This is a genomic window from Streptomyces sp. NPDC051921, assembly GCF_040680975.1.
In the GTDB taxonomy this organism is placed as follows: domain Bacteria; phylum Actinomycetota; class Actinomycetes; order Streptomycetales; family Streptomycetaceae; genus Streptomyces.
This window is the reverse complement of record NZ_JBFAXU010000026.1, coordinates 111,410-129,043: the sequence shown is the minus strand read 5'-3', so window position 1 is coordinate 129,043 and position 17,634 is coordinate 111,410. Positions and strand designations below refer to the sequence as shown.

General features: G+C 74.4%; 14 protein-coding genes. 8 read left to right on the top strand and 6 right to left on the bottom strand.

The annotated features are described in order from the left end of the window. Positions 1 to 106: 106 nt before the first annotated feature. The 3 genes from AB0M16_RS30055 to AB0M16_RS30045 form a co-directional block, all read right to left on the bottom strand. Entirely contained in the window at positions 107 to 1,291 is a 1,185-nt protein-coding gene (locus AB0M16_RS30055; protein WP_365348476.1) for a sialidase family protein, read from the bottom strand. Positions 1,292 to 1,440: 149 nt separating this feature from the next. Beyond that, a complete protein-coding gene (locus tag AB0M16_RS30050; RefSeq protein ID WP_365348454.1) occupies positions 1,441 to 2,835 on the bottom strand; it encodes an FAD-dependent oxidoreductase in 1,395 nt (464 codons plus the stop codon). Positions 2,836 to 3,090: 255 nt separating this feature from the next. After that, positions 3,091 to 3,810: a TetR/AcrR family transcriptional regulator gene (locus AB0M16_RS30045; protein WP_365348452.1), complete on the bottom strand. Its 720-nt coding sequence runs from the start codon at positions 3,808 to 3,810 to the stop codon at positions 3,091 to 3,093. A 120-nt stretch (positions 3,811 to 3,930) separates the two neighbouring features. On the opposite strand from AB0M16_RS30045, the gene AB0M16_RS30040 reads away from it, so the two are divergent. After that, positions 3,931 to 5,565 (top strand): amidohydrolase, encoded by a 1,635-nt coding sequence (locus AB0M16_RS30040; RefSeq protein ID WP_365348450.1) that lies wholly within the window; start codon positions 3,931 to 3,933, stop codon positions 5,563 to 5,565. Positions 5,566 to 5,766: 201 nt separating this feature from the next. On the opposite strand, the gene AB0M16_RS30035 is transcribed toward AB0M16_RS30040, so the two are convergent. Then, a complete protein-coding gene (locus AB0M16_RS30035; protein WP_365348448.1) occupies positions 5,767 to 6,840 on the bottom strand; it encodes a LacI family DNA-binding transcriptional regulator in 1,074 nt (357 codons plus the stop codon). Positions 6,841 to 6,981: 141 nt separating this feature from the next. On the opposite strand from AB0M16_RS30035, the gene AB0M16_RS30030 reads away from it, so the two are divergent. From AB0M16_RS30030 to AB0M16_RS30010, 5 genes are read left to right on the top strand one after another with little or no spacing between them, the layout of a single operon-like run. Further along, positions 6,982 to 8,613: an ABC transporter substrate-binding protein gene (locus AB0M16_RS30030; protein ID WP_365348446.1), complete on the top strand. Its 1,632-nt coding sequence runs from the start codon at positions 6,982 to 6,984 to the stop codon at positions 8,611 to 8,613. 8 nt (positions 8,614 to 8,621) lie between these two features. Further along, positions 8,622 to 9,575 carry an ABC transporter permease gene (locus tag AB0M16_RS30025; RefSeq protein WP_365348444.1) on the top strand — a complete coding sequence of 318 codons (954 nt, stop codon included), beginning with the start codon at positions 8,622 to 8,624 and terminating at the stop codon, positions 9,573 to 9,575. Continuing rightward, positions 9,572 to 10,462, top strand: coding sequence for an ABC transporter permease (locus AB0M16_RS30020; RefSeq protein ID WP_365348442.1), 891 nt, complete (start codon positions 9,572 to 9,574; stop codon positions 10,460 to 10,462). The genes AB0M16_RS30025 and AB0M16_RS30020 overlap by 4 nt, the downstream gene beginning before the upstream one ends. Positions 10,463 to 10,465: 3 nt before the next feature. Beyond that, complete coding sequence (locus tag AB0M16_RS30015; protein ID WP_365348440.1) at positions 10,466 to 11,488, top strand: ABC transporter ATP-binding protein; 1,023 nt, start codon at positions 10,466 to 10,468, stop codon at positions 11,486 to 11,488. Beyond that, positions 11,485 to 12,288, top strand: a complete 804-nt coding sequence (locus AB0M16_RS30010; RefSeq protein ID WP_365348437.1) for an ATP-binding cassette domain-containing protein — start codon at positions 11,485 to 11,487, stop codon at positions 12,286 to 12,288. The genes AB0M16_RS30015 and AB0M16_RS30010 overlap by 4 nt, the downstream gene beginning before the upstream one ends. Here AB0M16_RS30010 and abc-f read toward each other — a convergent pair. Continuing rightward, positions 12,274 to 13,905 carry a ribosomal protection-like ABC-F family protein gene (gene abc-f / locus AB0M16_RS30005; RefSeq protein ID WP_365348435.1) on the bottom strand — a complete coding sequence of 544 codons (1,632 nt, stop codon included), beginning with the start codon at positions 13,903 to 13,905 and terminating at the stop codon, positions 12,274 to 12,276. The two genes, AB0M16_RS30010 and abc-f, sit on opposite strands and share 15 nt — an antisense overlap. Before the next feature lie 345 nt (positions 13,906 to 14,250). Between abc-f and AB0M16_RS30000 the strand changes: the two genes are divergently transcribed. Continuing rightward, positions 14,251 to 15,516: a sigma-70 family RNA polymerase sigma factor gene (locus AB0M16_RS30000; RefSeq protein ID WP_365348433.1), complete on the top strand. Its 1,266-nt coding sequence runs from the start codon at positions 14,251 to 14,253 to the stop codon at positions 15,514 to 15,516. A 141-nt stretch (positions 15,517 to 15,657) separates the two neighbouring features. Here AB0M16_RS30000 and AB0M16_RS29995 read toward each other — a convergent pair whose 3' ends face one another. Further along, entirely contained in the window at positions 15,658 to 16,467 is an 810-nt protein-coding gene (locus tag AB0M16_RS29995) for an SGNH/GDSL hydrolase family protein (RefSeq protein WP_365348431.1), read from the bottom strand. 295 nt (positions 16,468 to 16,762) lie between these two features. Between AB0M16_RS29995 and AB0M16_RS29990 the strand changes: the two genes are divergently transcribed. Continuing rightward, positions 16,763 to 17,461, top strand: a complete 699-nt coding sequence (locus tag AB0M16_RS29990) for a VC0807 family protein (protein ID WP_365348429.1) — start codon at positions 16,763 to 16,765, stop codon at positions 17,459 to 17,461. Positions 17,462 to 17,634: the final 173 nt, after the last annotated feature.

Genomic DNA, 17,634 nt, shown 5'->3' with positions numbered 1-17,634 from the left:
CGCATCAGCGTGCTCTTCGCGATGCTCCGCGACGGCACCTTCTACGAACCCAGAACCCCACGCCTCGCTTGACGAAAGACATAGAGGCACCCCCCGGCGCCCGGCGTCAGGGCGCCGGAGGGGTGAGCGCCGCCAGCGGGACGCGACGGAAGACCACGCTCTCGTACGGGGTGCGCGTCCCCGTCTCGTACAGCACGCCGATCGTCCGCGCGTCCACCCCGACCAGGTCGGAGTAGGCCGCCGGTCGGCGGGAGAGGGTGACGGCCGGGGCGAACGTGCGCCCGCCGTCCGTGCTGGTCCACAGGGCCGCGGCGGCGCGGGCGGTCGGGACGGACGGGCCGGAGAAGAGCAGCAGGCCGCGCGGGCGTGACACGGTCTCCTCCACGGCCAGCAGGCTGCCCTGCACGACCGGCACGCCGTCCAGGGACGGCCGCGGCGCGTAGGGGCCGTCGAGCGTCTCGCCGCCGTCGCCGGAGCGGCTGCCCGCCCGGTTGCCGGGTGCCGTACCGTGCTGGTCGCGGGCGTTGAAGCAGAGCCGTCCGTCGGGGAGTTCGGCCACCGTCGACTCGTTGGCGTTGACCGCCCCCTCGTACTCCTCGTCCACGTACCCGATGCGCCAGGCGCGGCCGCCGTCGTCGCTCAGGAGGGCGTGCGCGCCGTAGTACCGCGGCTCGCGGCCGGTGTCGGGCGAGCCCGGCGGGGGAGCGGCCGAATGGTTCGCGGGGACGACCAGCCGGCCGGCGTACCGGCCGTGCGTGAGGGCGATCGCGTGGCCGGGCCCGGTCGCGTACCAGCGCCAGTCGTCCCGCTTCGCCGAGAACGTGATGTCGCGGGGCGCGGAGAAGGTCCGGCCGTCGTCCGTGCTGCGCTGCACGTACACCCGCCGCCCCCGTGCCGCGGTGCTCAGGCCGCGGAGCACCATGCTCTCCGTCACGGCACCGGCGTTGCCCGAGGAGAGCAGCACCACGTCGCCGCTCGCCGGATCGACGACGGGCGCCGGATTCCCGCGGGTGTCCCCGCGCCCCGCCGCCACGACCGAGGCCGGCCCCCACGTGCAGCCGCCGTCGGTCGAGCGCCGCAGCACGACGTCCACCGCGCCCGCGTCCCCCGTGCCGTGCGCCCGGCCCTCGGCGAAGGCGAGCAGCGTGCCGGCCCGGCTGCGCACCACGGCCGGTACGCGGTAGGCGGTGTACCCGCCGGTGCCGGAGACGTACGGCACGGAGGACGCGCACGCCGGTCCGGGCACCCCCCGCCCGACCCCGGCCGGCGCGTCCGCCGTCACCGCACCCATGACCAGGCCGGCCACCACCACCGTCGTCGCGCTCCACCGCCACCGTCGCATGCGGACAGCGCACACGGGCGGGGCGAAGAACCGGCCAACATCCGCCCATCACCCGGGAGTCGGCGGGCCACGCCGGGGTGAACGGGCTCGGTCCGGGATCAGCTGTCGAAGCCGAGGCCCGCGCGGTCGAGGGCCCGCAGCCAGAGGTTCCGGCGGCCCTCGCGGGCGTCGGCGCGGGCGAGCGACCACTGGGTGATGCCGATGCCGACGGAGCGCACCGGCTCGGGCGGGAAGGGCAGCGGCTTGCGGCGCACCATCTCGAGCGAGGTGCGCTCGGTGCGCTCCCCGGCGAGCAGGTCGAGCATCACCTCCGCGCCGAAGCGCGTGGCGCCCACGCCGAGACCGGTGTAGCCGGCCGCGTACGCCACCCGGCCGCGGTGGCTGGTGTCGAAGAAGACGCAGAAGCGCGTGCTGGCGTCGATCGCGCCGCCCCAGGCGTGCCCGAAGCGGACGCCCGCGAGCTGCGGGAAGGCCTCGAAGAAGTGCCGGGCGAGGGTGGCGAAGGTCTCGGGGCGCCGGTCGCGCTCGGCCCGTACGCCGCCGCCGAACTGGTACACGGCGTCGAAGCCGCCCCAGAGGACGCGGTTGTCGGCGGAGAGCCGGACGTAGTGGAAGCGGTTGGCGCAGTCGGCGAAGCCCTGCCTGTTCCGCCAGCCCACGGCGGCGAGTTGATCGTCCGTCAGGGGCTCCGTCATCAGCGCGTAGTCGTAGACCGGGACGGTGTACGGGCGGTGCCGGCGCAGCAGGGAGGGGTAGGCGTTGGTGGCGAGCGCGACGCGGCGGGCGCGCACCCGGCCGTACGGGGTGGTCACGGCGATACGGGCGCCGTCCTCCGTCAGCGCGGTGCCCGGCGTGTGCTCGTACACCCGGACGTCGAGTTCCTGGCAGGCCCGCTTGAGTCCCCAGGCGAGCCGGGCCGGGTTGACCATGGCGACGCCGTCCTTGTTCCAGAGGCCGCCGAGGAAGGTCGGGGAGTCGATCTCGGCACGCACGGCGGCCTCGTCGAGCAGCGAGACCTCGGTGCCGTGGCGCGCGGCCGCCTCGGCCTCCTCCTTGAGGCCCTCGACCTGGTACGGCTCGGTCGCCACGACGAGTGAGCCGGTGCGCTCCCAGTCGCAGTCGATGCCGTGGCGCGCGATCGTCTCCTCGATGGCCCGCAGGTTCTCCCGGCCGAGGCGCTCCAGGCGCCCGATCTCGTGCGGCCAGCGTGCGATGCCGTTGCCCAGGCCGTGGGTGAGGCTCGCCTCGCAGAAGCCGCCGTTGCGGCCGGAGGCCGCGGCGCCGACCTCACCCGCCTCGATCACGACCACGTCGGCGGAGGGGTCGCGCTCCTTGGCGATCAGTGCGGTCCACAGTCCGCTGTACCCGCCGCCGACGACGAGCAGATCACAGTCGGTGGGGCCGACGAGGGCCGGTGCGGGGGCGGGCCTGCGGGCGTCGTCCAGCCAGAAGGGGGTGGGCGAGGCGTCCCGGAGCGCGTAGACGGGGTCCATGGGGCGGGCTCCTTCGGATCGCGGAGGTAGGGGCCTCCGAAGTGCGCCCATGAGATCCGGCCGGGCATTTTTGCGTCAATGGTGTTGTCATAAGCGGGCCGGGCGGAGGGCGGAGCGGCGGCGCCGACCTGGGGGTGGCGCCGAGCGGACCGGACGGGGGAGCGGCGGCGACCTGGGGTGGCGCCGAGCGGACCGGACGGGGGAGCGGCGGCGACCTGGGGGCGCCCGACCGTCGGTGTCGGCTCCGCCGCGCGCTCAGCCCTTGCCGTGCGCCGCGAGTCGCGCACCGACCGCGTCCAGCATCAACTCCAGCGCGAAGGGGTGGCCGCTGTCCCGCATGTCCGCCGCGAGCAGCGGGAACGTCGCCGCCACGTGCGGGTGGGTGTCGGCCGACAGCTTGCCGTACGCCGCGTGCCAGACCTGTTCGTCGGCCGCGCGGGCCGGCTCCGGCAGGGCCAGGGCGGCGGCGTCGAGCGCCGCGAAGGCCAGTGCCTGGTCCACGAACGAGTGGTAGATCCGTACCGCCTCCGCGTCCGGGAAGCCCGCCCTCCGTAGCACGCCGAGGATGGACTCGACAGCCCTGGTCTCGTGCTCGCGGCCCGTCGTGCGGTGCGCGGCGAGCGCCGCCACCTGCGGGTTCGCCAGGTAGGCGGCGTGGATGCGCAGGGCGATCTCGCGCAGGTCGGCCCGCCAGTCCCCGGTCGCACGCCAGCCCGCCTGCGCCCGGCCGACCATCTCGTCGGCGAGGGCGAGGAGGAGGTCGTCGGTGTTGCGGAAGTAGCGGTAGAGCGCGCTGGGGTCGGCGCCCAGGGCGGCGCCCAGACGTCGAACGGACAGGGCCTCCGCGCCGTGCTGCGCGACCAGGCGCAGCGCGGTGTCGACGATCACCCGCTCGGAGAGCACGGTGCCCTGCTTGGTGGGGCGCCGGCGTTGCCGCCGGTTCTCCGGAACCACGCGTTCTGCTCGTTCTGTCATGCCGGGACCCTACCGGCGGGCGCCTTACGACAACACCCTTGACGTTTTGCGGACGGCGCCTGTTGCATGGCGCACCTCGTACCGGCCCCGCACCGGGCCCTCACCTCCAGGAGTACGTACATGAGCACGGCCGACCTGGTCTTCACCGGTGGCCCCGTCTTCACCGGCGACCCCGCCCGCACCCGGGCCACCTCGCTCGCCGTCGTCGGCGAGCGGATCATCGCCGTCGGCCACGACGAGGTGCGCGAGCTCGTCGGGCCCGGCACCGAAGTCGTCGATCTCGCCGGGAAGTTGCTGGTCCCCGGCTTCCAGGACTCCCACATCCACGCGGTGTACGGGGGCGTGGAGCTCGCCGAGTGCGATCTGAGCGGCACCACCGGCGTCGACGAATACCTGCGGATCATCGGCGACTTCGCCGCCGCCCACCCCGAGAACGCGTGGATCACCGGCGGCGGCTGGTCCCTGGAGAGCTTCGAAGGCGGCCTGCCCACACGGCAGTTGCTGGACTCGGTGGTCGCCGACCGGCCCGTCTGCCTGGTCAACCGCGACCACCACGGCTCCTGGGTCAACTCCCGCGCCCTGGAGCTCGCCGGCATCACCGCCGACACCCCCGACCCCTCCGACGGGCGCGTCGAACGCGACGCCGACGGGGTGCCGACCGGCGTCCTCCAGGAGGGCGCGGCCGCTCTCGTCTCCCGGATCGTCCCGCCCTGCACCGCGGCCGACCGGCTCACCGGCCTCCTGCGCGCCCAGGCCATGCTGCACTCGCTCGGCATCACCGGCTGGCAGGACGCGCTGCTCGGCGAGTTCGGCGGCAAGCCCGACCCGTCCGACGCCTACGTCACCGCCGCCCAGGACGGCACCCTCACCGCCCGGGTCACCGGAGCGCTCTGGTGGGACCGGCAGCGCGGCGCCGAGCAGATCCCCGAACTCGTCGCGCGCCGCGACAGTTCGAGCGGCGGGCGGTTCCGCGCCGGGTCGGTGAAGATCATGCAGGACGGCATCGCCGAGAACTTCACCGCCGCCATGACCAGTCCGTACCTGGACGGCTGCGGCTGCGCCACGGCCAACACCGGCATGAGCTTCGTCGACCCCGAGGCACTGCGCGCGTACGTCACCGAGCTCGACGCCCTCGACTTCCAGGTCCACTTCCACGCGCTCGGCGACCGGGCCGTGCGCGAGGCCCTGGACGCCGTCGAGGCCGCCGTCGCCGCCAACGGGCGGCGCGGCAACCGGCACCACCTGGCCCACCTCCAGGTGGTCCACCCCGACGACGTCGCCCGCTTCGCCCGGCTCGGGGCGCTCGCCAACATCCAGCCGCTGTGGGCCGCGCACGAGCCGCAGATGGACGAGCTGACGATTCCCTTCCTCGGGCCCGAGCGCGCCGCCTGGCAGTACCCCTTCGGCGACCTCGTACGCGCCGGGGCCACGCTGGTCGCGGGCAGCGACTGGCCGGTCAGCAGCCCCGATCCGCTCGCCGGCATCCACGTCGCCGTCAACCGCGTCGAGCCCGGCGCCACCGACGGCCGCGTCTTCCTGCCGGAGCAGCGGCTCGACCTCACGACCGCCCTCGCCGCGTACACGGCGGGGTCCGCCCACGTCAACGGCCACGACGACGCGGGCAGCCTGCGCCCCGGCCACCTCGCCGACCTCGTCGTCCTCGACCGCGACATCCTCACGGCCCCGCCGGAGGAGATCGCCGAGGCCCGCGTGGAACAGACCTTCGTGGGCGGAACGAGGGTCCACGGGGGCTGACGCACGGCCCATGCCGCCTGCCCCCCGTGCGGGCGATCGTCCCTCCCGCCCCCGGACCTCGTCCGGGGACCCCGGGCGGAACGGGCGGCACACGAAACGAGGCCTTCGCCGGCCCGGGCCCCCGCGCCCCTGGCAGCCGCCATGACGCGCGCCGCGCAACACCCGTGGGCGGTGCCGAGGACCGGGCCCCGCCGCTTCTACTCAACGACCAGGAGGCCCGCTCTCATGACCGGACGAGGCCCGCACCTGGAGGCGGGCGGTGAGCAGCACGCCCGGGGGGGTGCTGCCACCGCCTTCCAGGGTGCTGACCAGCAGCGTGATGCCCTCCTCGGCGACGTCCGCCGGGCGCAGGCTCAGGGTGCTGACCGGCGGGTCGGCGTGGGCGGCCGAGTCGTCCTCGCTGACGCACACCACCCGCACGTCCCCCGGTACGGAGAGGCCGAGGCGGCGCGCCGCGTCCATGACGAGGGGCGGGCTGGCCTCGGCGACCACGAAGAGACCGTCGGGGTGGGGCAGCGCGCCCAGGGCGCGTTCGACCGCGCGGACCACCGGGCCGTTGCCGGGTTCGGGGACGAGGGTGACCAGTTCCTCGGCCGCGTGCGCCGCGCACCACGCCCGGTACGCGGCGAGCACCTCGCGGTGGAACCGGGTCGTGCTGTCGGGCAGGACGAGCGCGGTCCGCCGGGCGCCGCCGGCCCGCAGGTGGTCCAGCGACTCCCGGACCGCCGCGTCGACGTCCAGGTCGACCCAGTGCGCCCCCGGCCGGTCCGCGACCGAGGCGTCGCTGAAGACCGGGATGCGGGCGGCGAGGAAGTCCTCCACCAGCGGATCGTCCTCGACCGGGTCGGCGACGATCACCGCGTCCAGGGGCAGGTCCGCCCACTCCCGCTGGAGCGTCCCCGCGGGCAGCATCACGAGGGCGTACCCGTGCCGGAGCGCGGCGGACGCCGTCGCACTGGTGAGCTGCGCGAAGTACGGAGAGTCCAGGTACGTCCAGGGCTCGCCGGCGAACTCACCGACGACGTAGCCGATCAGCCGGGCCCGCCCGGCCCGCAGTTGGCGCGCGGTGGCGTTGGGCCGGTAGCCCATGCGGCGGGCGGTCTCGATCGCCTTCTCCCGTACCGCGGGGGAGAGGCGGCCGGTGCCGTTGAGGGCCGCCGAGACGGTCGTCTTGGACAGGCCGGCCTCGCGGGCCACGTCGACGAGCCGCACCCGCGGCCGGGGCTCGCCGGACCTCTCCCCGGCGTGCCCTCCAGAGTGTTCTCGTGTGGTCACGCCCCGATGCTGCCACCTCGCTGACCATTGCAAAACCGTTCCCGCAAAGCTGTCCGAAAGTCTTGTGCGGGAACGTTCCCGCATCAATACTCGCTCCAATCCCCAGCGCCCGTCACTACACCCGTAAAGGGGTGGGTCTCCTTGCGCACGCCCAGACTCCTCGCCACCCTCGCCTGTACCGCCGCCCTCGCCGTCACGGCCTCCGCCTGCTCGGGCGCCACCGAGCCCGCGGGCTCGGGGGGCGGCTCGTACACCGTCACGCCGCTCTCGCCCCCCGCGAAGGGCACGCTCCCCCGGATCACCTGGTCGCTCTACGCCGAGCCGTACACCCTCGACTACGCCCAGGCCTACGACTACCCGCCGAACACCGTGCTCGCGAACGTCTGCGAGCAACTGCTGCGGGTCACCCCCGACCTGAAGGTCGAGCCCGGGCTCGCGGTGAAGTGGACGAACCCGGACCCCCTGGTGTGGGTGTACACGCTCCGCCCCGGCGTCACCTTCCACGACGGCACGGTCATGACCGCCGACGACGTCGTCGCCTCCCTCAGGCGCCAGATGGACCCGGCCACCGGCTCGCCCTGGGGATCGGCCTTCAAGAACGTCGAGGCGATCGAGAAGACCGGGCCCCTGGAGGTCACCCTCCGGCTCACCAAGCCCGACGTCCTGCTCAACGAGCTCATGGCGGCCTCGCCCGGCACCGTCGAGAGCGCCGCCTTCCTCGCCAAGGCCGGCAAGGACTACGGGGTCCCCGGCGGCAAGGTCAACTGCACCGGACCGTACGCCCTCGACACGTGGCAGCAGGGCGAGTCCATCACCCTCAAGAAGCACCCCGGCTACTGGGACAAGAAGCTCACGCCCAAGACCGACACCGTCCGCTTCACGTTCGTCGAGGACCCCGCCGCCCGCACCAACACCTTCCTCTCCGGCACCGCCGACGGGGGCTACATGGTCCCCTCCTCCGCCTTCGCCCAGCTGCGCGCCACGACCAAGGGCAAGCTGTGGTTCGGCCCCAACACCGCCACGTCCAACCTCGCCGTCCTCGACTTCAAGGGCACCCTCGGCGACCTCAGGGTCCGCAAGGCCCTCTCCATGGCGCTCGACCGCCAGAACATCATCAAGGCCGCCGCCGGCGGTATCGGCGTCCCCGCCAAGGCCCCCACGGCCCGCGGCGCCTGGGCCCTCCTCCCGGCACGGACCGAGGGCTACTTCAAGGAGCTGCCCGAGCTCGTCCACGACGTGGCCGGAGCGAAGCGGCTCGTCGAGGAGGCCGGCGCCACCGGCAAGAAGGTCACCCTGGTGACCAGCACCCTCGCCCCCGAGATCAGCGTCGTGGCCAACGCCGTCCAGGCCGCGGGCCGCCAGATCGGGCTCGACGTGCAGCTCAAGGCCGTCGCCCCCGAGGCGTACAGCAGCATCTTCGTCGACCCGAACGCCCGCAAGGGACTCGACCTGGTCATCACCAGCGGGTACGACAACACCCCCGACCCGCTCGAGTTCTACCAGTACCTGCGCACCGGCGACTTCGGGAACTACGGCAACTGGTCCGACCCGGTCTACGACTCCGCCTTCGACCGCGCCAACGCCGCCGCCGACCCCGGCGCCCGCTCCGACCTCACCCAGGAGCTCCAGAAGATCGCGATGCGAGAGCTCCCGATCATCCCGATCTACGAGGCCCCCTACACGGTCTTCCTCGGCAGCCGCGTCACCGGCGCCCCCGCCGGCATCGCCCAGCTCTACTACCCCTGGGCCGCGACGATCGGCGCCGCGAACTGATGAACGGCATGCCCCGCTACCTCCTCGGCAGGGTCGCCGGCCTCCTCGGCGTCCTGCTCGTCACGTCCTTCGTCGTCTTCGCGAGCGTCCATCTCGCCCCCGGCGATCCCGTCTCCTTCCTGCTGCACGGGCGCCCCGCCACCCCCGAGACCGTGGCCGCCCTCCGCTCCCAGTACCACCTCGACGACCCGCTGGCCGTGCAGTACGCCAAGTGGCTCGGCGGCGTGCTGCAGGGCGACTTCGGCCGCTCCGCCCAGTACCACCAGGACGTCTCCGCACTGCTCGGCTCGCGCCTGACCGGCACCTTCCTGCTCGTCGGCTACGCCGCTCTGCTCGTCGCCGTCAGCGGCGTGGCCGCCGGGGTGCTCGCCGCGCTGCGCCCCGGGTTCGTCGACCGGGCCGTCCTCATCGGCACCGGCGTCGCCACCGCCACCCCCTCGTTCGTCAGCGCCATCGGACTCGTCTCCCTGTTCTCCGTGAACCTCGGCTGGTTCCCCGGGCCCGGCGGCACGCCCGAGGGCCTCGGCGACCGCCTCTACCACCTGACCCTGCCCGCCTTCGCCCTCGCGACGACCTTCGCCGGGCTCCTCGCCCGCGTCACCCGGTCCGCGATGCTCGACGAACTCGGCCGCGAACACGTCGACGTCGCCCGCGCCCGCGGCGTCGCCGGCCGCACCGTGGTCCGCCGGCACGTCCTCCGCAACAGCCTCGGCCCCGTCGTCACCGTCGGCGGCACCATGCTCGCCGGACTCCTGGTCACCACGTCCATCGTCGAGACCGCCTTCGACGTCCCCGGCCTCGGCTCCCTCCTCGTCCAGTCCGTCACCGCCCAGGACTTCGCCGTCGTCCAGGCCGTCACCCTCCTCAGCGTCGCGGCCTTCGTCCTCGTCAACCTCGCCGTCGACCTGCTGGCCCCCCTCATCGACCCCCGGCTCACCCTCCACGGGGAAGGCACCTCATGACCCTCACCGCACACCCCGGGGCGGCCGACTCCGCGGTCCCGCTGCGCAGACGCCCCGGTCTGCGCCGTCTGCGGGCCCTCGGGCAGGGCCCGATGTTCACGGCCGCCGTGCTCATCCTCGTGGCACTCGTCGTCGTCGCCGCGCTGGCCCCGCTGCTCGCCCCGTACGACCCCGAGGCCATGGACCTGTCCGCCAGCCTGGTCGGCACCGGCGGCGACCACCTGCTCGGCACCGACCAGTCCGGCCGCGACGTCCTGTCCCGGCTGCTGCACGGCGCCCGCACCGGACTGCTCGGACCGCTCCTCGTCGTCGGCGTCTCCACCCTGCTCGGCACCGCCCTCGGCGTGCTCGCGGGCTGGCGCGGGGGCTGGGCCGACGCGGTGCTGTCCCGATCCATGGACCTGGTCTTCGCCATCCCCGGCATGCTCCTCGCGATCATGCTCGTGGCGGTGCTCGGCTCCGGCATGACCGCGCCCGTCATCGCCATGGCCGTCGCCTACACCCCGTACGTCGGACGCCTCGTGCGCGGCATCGCCCGGCAGGAGAAGGCGCGGCCCTACATCGAGTCGTACGTGGTGCAGGGCTGGTCCGGCTGGACCATCTGCCTGCGCCACCTGCTGCCCAACATCGCCCCCACCGTCCTCGCCCAGTCGGCGATGAACTTCGGCTACGCCCTGATGGACCTGGCCGCCCTGTCCTTCCTCGGCTTCGGTGTGCAGCCGCCGACCGCCGACTGGGGCGCCATGATCAACGAGGGGCAGTCGGCGCTCCAGATGGGCGCGATGCTGCCCGCCCTCGCGCCGTCCTTCTGCATCGTCCTCGCCGTCGTGGCGTTCGGCATCGTCGGTGAGGGCATCGCCGACCGGATCGCGAAGCGGGAGCGCTGACGCATGACCGACCTTCAGAACTCCCCGCAGAACCCCGGCCGGTCCGCCGGTTCACCGACCGCCCCGGTCCTGGAGATCGACCGGCTCACCCTCCGGCTCCCCGAGGGCCGGGCCGCCCGCCCCCTCCTCGACGGCGTCTCGCTGACCGTCGCCCCCGGCGAGACCGTGGGCCTCGTCGGCGAATCGGGCTCCGGCAAGTCCGTCGCCTGCCGCACCGTCCTCGGCCTGCTCCCCGCCAAGGCCCGCACGACCGGCCAGGTCAGGGTCGGTGGGCGCGACGTGCTCTCCATGGACCGCGCCTCGCTCACCGCGCTCCGCGCCCGCCAGGCCGCCATGGTCTTCCAGGACCCGCGCGCCTCCGTCAACCCGCTGCGCCGCGTCGGCGACTTCGTCACCGAGGGCCTGCGTGCCGCCGGCACCCCCGCCGCGCAGGCCACCGCCCGTGCCGAGGAACTCCTCGCCGCCGTCGGCATCCGCGACCCGCGCGGCGCCCTGCGCCGCCACCCCCACGAGTTCTCCGGCGGCATGCTCCAGCGCGTCGTCATCGCCGCCGCCCTGGCCGCCGACCCGGCGCTCATCGTCGCCGACGAACCGACCACCGCGCTCGACGTCACCACCCAGGCCGAGATCATCGCGATCCTCACCCGCCTCCAGGCCGAACGCGGCACCGGGCTCCTCTTCGTCACCCACGACCTCGAACTCGCCGCCGCCATCTGCGACCGGGTGTACGTCATGTACGCCGGCCGGATCGTCGAGACCCGCTCCACCACCGAGCTCTTCGAGCGCCCGCGCCACCCGTACACCGCGGGACTCCTCTCCTGTACCCCGCGCATCGACCCCGACGCCCCCGCGCCCCGCCCCATCGAGGGTCGCCCGGTCTCCGTCGCCGAGGCGCCGCCGGGCTGCGCCTTCGCCGCCCGCTGCGCCCACGCCCAGCCGCGCTGCACCGAGCAGGTGCCCGCGCTCACCGCGCACGGCGACGGGCTGGCCGCCTGCCACCGCGCCGACGAAGGGATCCTCCAGTGACCGCGACTCCCGGGCTCGTCGTCGCGGGACTCCGCAAGGAGTACGGCGACCACACCGCCGTCGACGACGTGTCGTTCACCCTCGCCCCCGGCTCCTCCCTCGGCATCGTGGGCGAGTCCGGCAGCGGCAAGACCACCACCGTGCGGATGCTCGTCGGCCTCGAACGCGCCGACGCCGGCACCGTCACCCTCGACGGCCGGGACCGCTCCGCCCGCCCCCGCGGCCGGGCCGAACGGCTCGCCCGGGCGCGCGAGATCCAGATGGTGTTCCAGGACCCGTACCTCTCCCTCGACCCCCGGATCACCGTCGGCGGCAGCGTCGAGGAGGTGCTGCGGCTGCACTTCCGGCTCACCCCCGCCGCCCGCCGGGCCCGCGTCCGCGAACTCCTCGACCAGGTGGGCCTCGGCCCCCGCGAGGCCGCCGCGCTGCCCCGCGGGCTGTCCGGCGGCCAGCGTCAGCGGGTGGCCATCGCCCGCGCGCTCGCCGCCGAACCGCGGATCCTGGTCCTCGACGAGGCCGTCGCCGCCCTGGACGTCTCCATCCAGGCCCAGATCCTCGAACTCCTCGCCCGGGTCCGGCGCGAGGCGGGCGTCGGCTTCCTGTTCGTCACCCACGACCTCGGCGTCGTCCGGCACATCACGGACGACATCGTGGTGCTCCGCCAGGGCCGGATCGTCGAGGCGGGCCCGACGGCCCGGGTGCTCGCCGCACCCGGACACGCCTACACCCGCCTCCTGCTGGACTCCGTTCCGCGCCGCGGCTGGGACCCGACGAAGATCGGACGCTCAGTGGCCGGGTGAGACGGCGCGGCCCCCGCGCAGCTCCAGGCGGGCGCCGCCGAAGGCCGCCCGGAAGCGCTCGTCGTGGGACACCGCCACCACCGCGCCCGCGAAACCGAGGAGCGCCGCCTCCAGTTCCTCGACCAAGGACAGGGCCAGATGGTTGGTCGGCTCGTCGAGGACGAGGAGGTCGACCGGGCGGGACACCAGCCGCGCCAGTTCCAGGCGCCGCCGCTGCCCGACCGAGAGCGCCCGCACCGGCACGCCCAGGTCCTCCTCGCGGAACAACCCGAGGGCCAGCAACTCCTCCGCGTGCTCCTCGGGCAGCCCAGGCCGGCCCTGCGCGTAGACGGTGAGCAGGGCCTCGGGCGCGGCCACGGCGGGGAGCTCCTGGGCGAGATGCCCGACGCGCGCCGGCAGCACCACCTTCCCGGTGTCGGGCTCGATCTCACCCGCGAGCACCCTCAACAGGGTGGACTTCCCCGCCCCGTTGGGCCCGCTGACGAGGAGCCGGTCGCCGGGCCGGAGACGGAGCCCGCCGAGGGCGAGCCGGTCGCCGACGGTGATGTCACGGATCTCGGCGCAGGCGCCCGGACCGCTTCCGTCGGCGCTGAAGTGGGCCTGGAGGGAGAGCGGTTCGGGTGGCGCCGGTACGGGACGGGCCCGGAGCTCGGCCAACCTGGCGCGGGCCGCCCTGACCTGCCCCGACAGCTTGTTCTCGCTGGAGCGCCGGTGCTTGCCGAAGCCCTGGCCCGGATCGCGTCCGGTGACGGCGAGCCGCTGTCCGGCCGCGGCCACCAGCTCCTCGGCACGGGCGAGTTCGTCGCACCATTCCCGGTGCTCCTCTGCCTGCCGCCGGCGCGCGGCGCTCCTGGCCGTGCGGTACCCGGCCCAGCCGTCCCCGTAACGGGTGACCGTACGGGTGTCACGGTCGACCTCCAGGACCGTGGTGGCCGTCGCCTCCAGGAACGCACGGTCGTGGGTGACCGCGACGACGGTGCCGCGATGCCCGCGCAGCCGTTCCCGGAGCCAGCGCACGGCGTCCCGGTCGAGGTGGTTGGTCGGCTCGTCGAGCAGCAGCAGCTCGGCACCGGACGCCAGCACGCACGCGAGCGCGAGCCGCGAGCGCTCGCCGCCGGACAGGCTGCCGATCCGGCGCTCGTACGGGAGGTGGGCGAGGCCGAGCCCGTGGAGCGCGGCGGCCGCGTCGGCGTCCGCCCGATAACCGCCGCGCTCCTCGAAGCGCTCGAGCAGTGCGCCGTACAGGAGGAGCTGTTCGCCGGAGGCGTCACCGAGTCGCTCCTCCAGCTCCCGCAACTTCTTTTCCATCGACCGGAGTTCGGCGAGCGCGGCGTCGACGGCGTCCTGGACGGTGTGCCCGGGACCGACGGGGTACGTCTCGCCCAGGGTCTGCGCGAGCCGCGCCACGCCCCCGGGGAACCGGACGGTGACCTCACCGGCGTCGGGCGGTTCCACCCCGGCGATGAGCCGCAGGAGCGTGGACTTCCCGGAGCCGTTCTCGCCGACGACGGCGGCGCGCTCACCGGGACGTACGGTGAAGGAGACCTGGTCGAGGACCCGACGGTCCGCGTAGGACATGGAGACGTGCTGCAGCGAGAGTTGGGCGCGATCGCGCATGGTGGAGATCCCTGAGGTGGGTTCGACTGATCCGGACGTGCGGGGACAGCGGCGCCCCCGAACCGCTCAGCGGTTCAGGCCGGCGTGTCCGTGGCCGGAATCAGAGAAAGAAGTAGTGCGAACCCATGCACCCGACGATAACAGGGCGCTTCCGAGCCCCGCGCGCGCTTTTTCCTGCGGACGGGGAGGAGCCGGTGGGGCCCGTCGGCGTTTCGCGCGCCCCGCGACGTTCCGGCCGCTGGGAGGATTCCGGCGGCGGATGTCGCGAACGCCGGGCGGGGCCCGACGTCCCCTGTGAGAGGCGCTCACCCCACGGCGCCCGTGGCCGGCCGAGGAGCGAGTCCGATGGCGAAGTACCCGATCGAGGACCTGTTGCGGGCCCACGCGCCCCAGGTCCTCGGCGCGCTCGTACGCCGCTACGGCCATTTCGACGCGGCCGAGGACGCCGTGCAGGAGGCCCTGCTCGCGGCGGCCCGGCAATGGGCCGGGTCCGGCGTCCCCGACAACCCGCGCGGGTGGCTCATCCGCGTGGCGTCCCGCCGGCTGACCGACCAGCTGCGCAGTGAGGAGGCCCGGCGCCGCCGGGAGGAGGCCGCGGCGGCGCTCACCCCGCGCGAGGAGTACCAGGCGCCACCGCCCGGTGAGTCCCGTTCCCCGTCCGAGGACGACACGCTCACCCTGCTCTTCCTGTGCTGCCACCCCGCGCTGAGCAGGCCCTCGCGGATCGCGCTCACCCTGCGTGCCGTGGGCGGCCTGACGACGGCCGAGATCGCCCGCGCCTTCCTCGTCCCGGAGTCCACGATGGGCCGGCGGATCAGCCGCGCCAAGAAGACGGTCAAGGAGGCGGGGGCCCGCTTCGGGCCGCCCGATCCGGCCGACGTGCCCGCACGGCTGAGCGCCGTGCTGCAGGTCCTCTACCTCATCTTCAACGAGGGCTACACCGCCACGTCCGGCCCCGCCCTCCGCCGCGCCGACCTCTCCGCCGAGGCGATCCGGCTGACCCGCGCGGTGCACCGCCTCCTGCCGGAGGACGGCGAGGTCGCCGGGCTGCTGGCGCTGATGCTGCTCACCGACGCACGCCGCGCGGCCCGTACGGGGCCGGGCGGCGAGCTGGTCCCGCTGACCGAGCAGGACCGCGGCCGCTGGGACCGCGAGGCCGTCGCCGAGGGCGTCGCGCTCATCTCCCGCTCGCTGACCACCACCGCGCTGGGCCCGTACCAGCTCCAGGCCGCCATCGCCGCCGTCCACGACGAGGCCCCCACCGCGGACGCCACCGACTGGCCCGAGATCCTCGGCCTCTACGACCTCCTGGCCCGGATCACGCCCGGCCCGGTCGTCGAACTGAACCGCGTCGTCGCCCTGGCCATGGTCCACGGCCCCGGGGCGGGCCTCGACCGCCTGGCCGCCCTCGAAGCCGTCGGCTCCCTCGCCGAGACCCATCGCGTCGCCGCCGTCCGCGGCCACCTCCTGGAACGCGCCGGCGACCTGCCCGCCGCCCGCGCCGCCTACCAGGAGGCGGCCTCGGCCACCCTGAGCATCCCGGAGCGCCGCTATCTGCTCCTGCGTGCGGCGGCCCTGGCGCCCGGCCCGGGTCCGCAGCCGGAGCGCTGACGGCCGCCCCGGGCCCGCGGCGACCCGTCCGGGGCCGGCTCCCGCCCGGGTGGTCACAACCCACTGCTCCGCCGCCGGCCCGGTCGTCGTGATCCCGCGGAAGCGGCGTGGATCCGGCGGGTCTCGGGGCCGAGGTCCCGCTCAAGCAGGCGTCACCGGAAGCAGGGCCGGCCGCTTCGCCGTACGGCCGTCGCCGGACGAGCGGCCGCGCAGCCGACGGCCCAGCCAGGGGCCGAGGAAGGTGCCCGCCCAGGCGGCCTCCACCCCGACCGCGAGCAGCCCGGTGGCCGGCCGCGCACCCGGCGGCAGCGGGCGGGTCCAGGAGTCGTCGCTGCCCGGCAGGCCGAGGGCTTCGGCGACGGCGGCGGCGATCCGGGCGTGGCCGAGCGGGGCCGCGTGGAGGCGGTCCCGGCTCCACAGCCGCGGGTCGGTGACGACCGGGTGGTGCCCGGTCTCGACGACGACGACGCCGTGCCGGCGGGCGGCTTCCCGGACGCGTGCGTTCACGGCGCCGATGCGCGGCGCGACCGGCCGGGCCGCGGGGATCATGCGGGTGATGTCCGGGAAGGTGAGGGTGGCGACCCTGGCCCCCTGCGCGGTGAGCGCCGCGAACATCGCCTCCAGGTGTCCGGCGACCTCGTCGGCGTCGAAGCGCGGGCGCAGCAGGTCGTTGAACCCGGCGACGACCGTGGCGAGATCGGGCTCCAGCGCGACGGCCGGTGCGAGCTGCTCCGCCCGTACCTGACCGGCGAGCCGTCCCCGCACGGCCAGGTTCGCGTACCGGAGCCCAGGACTCGACCGTGCGGCCAGCTCGGCGAGCCGGTCGGCCCAGCCGCGCAGCCCCCGGGTGTCGTCGCCGTCCCCGACGCCTTCCGTCTGGCTGTCGCCGAGGGCGACGTAGCGCAGGTACGCGGGCCCGGGAGCCCCCGCCGTCACGACCGCCTCACTCACGTACCCCACCCCTGTACTCACATGCTCGATTATTCGCTTTGTTGAGTATAGATGCGTGGGTGCCGCGGTCAGTCCGCCCGAGACGTCGACCCGGCGTGTCTCCGCCTGGCGACACGACCCCCTGTGTGTCATGCGATCGGCTCGGGCGATGCCGTGCGCGGAAGGTCCGGAACCATCCGGAGTGCCACGCTCCGGACAACTTGAAGATCATTTTGGCTGGATGTGCCTTGTGAGGCACGGTCACCGGCCCTAGCGTGCCGATGCCGCACCGATCTGCAAGAACCCAGGGGGACCCATGTCCGCACCACAGGCGCGACCCGCGGGGCCGGCCCGCTCCGGCGCCGCCGCCGCGATCGGCTGGACGCTCACCATCGGCCTCAACGTCGTGGCGCCCATCCTCACGTTCGGAGCGCTCACCGACCGCGGCTGGAGCGATGCCACCGCGCTGCTCGTCAGCGGAGCGTGGCCGGTCCTCGACACCGCGATCCACCTCGCCTGGCACCGCAAGATGGACGAGTTCGCCGTCGTCTCGCTCTTCTTCATCGCCCTCACGGCCGTCGTCTCGCTCTTCGGTGCCGACTCCACCCGGGCGCTGCTCGTCAAGGACTCGGCCGTGACCGGCCTCTTCGGCGTCCTGTGTCTCGCCACCCTGCTCGCGCCCCGGCCGCTGATGTTCTACTTCGGCCGCCGCTTCGCCACCGACGGCACCGCCGAGAGCCACGCCTGGTGGAACGGCCTGTGGCAGTTCGAGGGCTTCCGGTCCACCATGCGCCTGATGACGATCGTCTGGGGCGTCGGGTACCTCGCCGAGGCCGCCGTCCGCATCGTCCTCTCCTCCGTGCTGTCCGTGGACACGATGGTGGTGGCCAACCCGTTCCTCATCTACGGCACCCTCGGTCTGCTCGTCCTGTGGACCATCCGCACCGGCAAGCGCTCCCGGGCGGAAGGCGAGGCCAGGGCCGCGGCCGCGGCCCGCGCCGCAGCGGAGGCGTGAGGCACGGGGCAGCGGAGGCGTGAAGCACGGGGCCCGGCCCGGCAGTACGGGCCCGGACCCGTGACCTCCCCCGTCACCCGAACGAGCGAGGCCCGATCAGCCCGTGTACGGCGATCACCCCACGGACCAGGGCGTTCACGGCGCCCACGCGGGGCCTCCGACGCCCGGGGCGC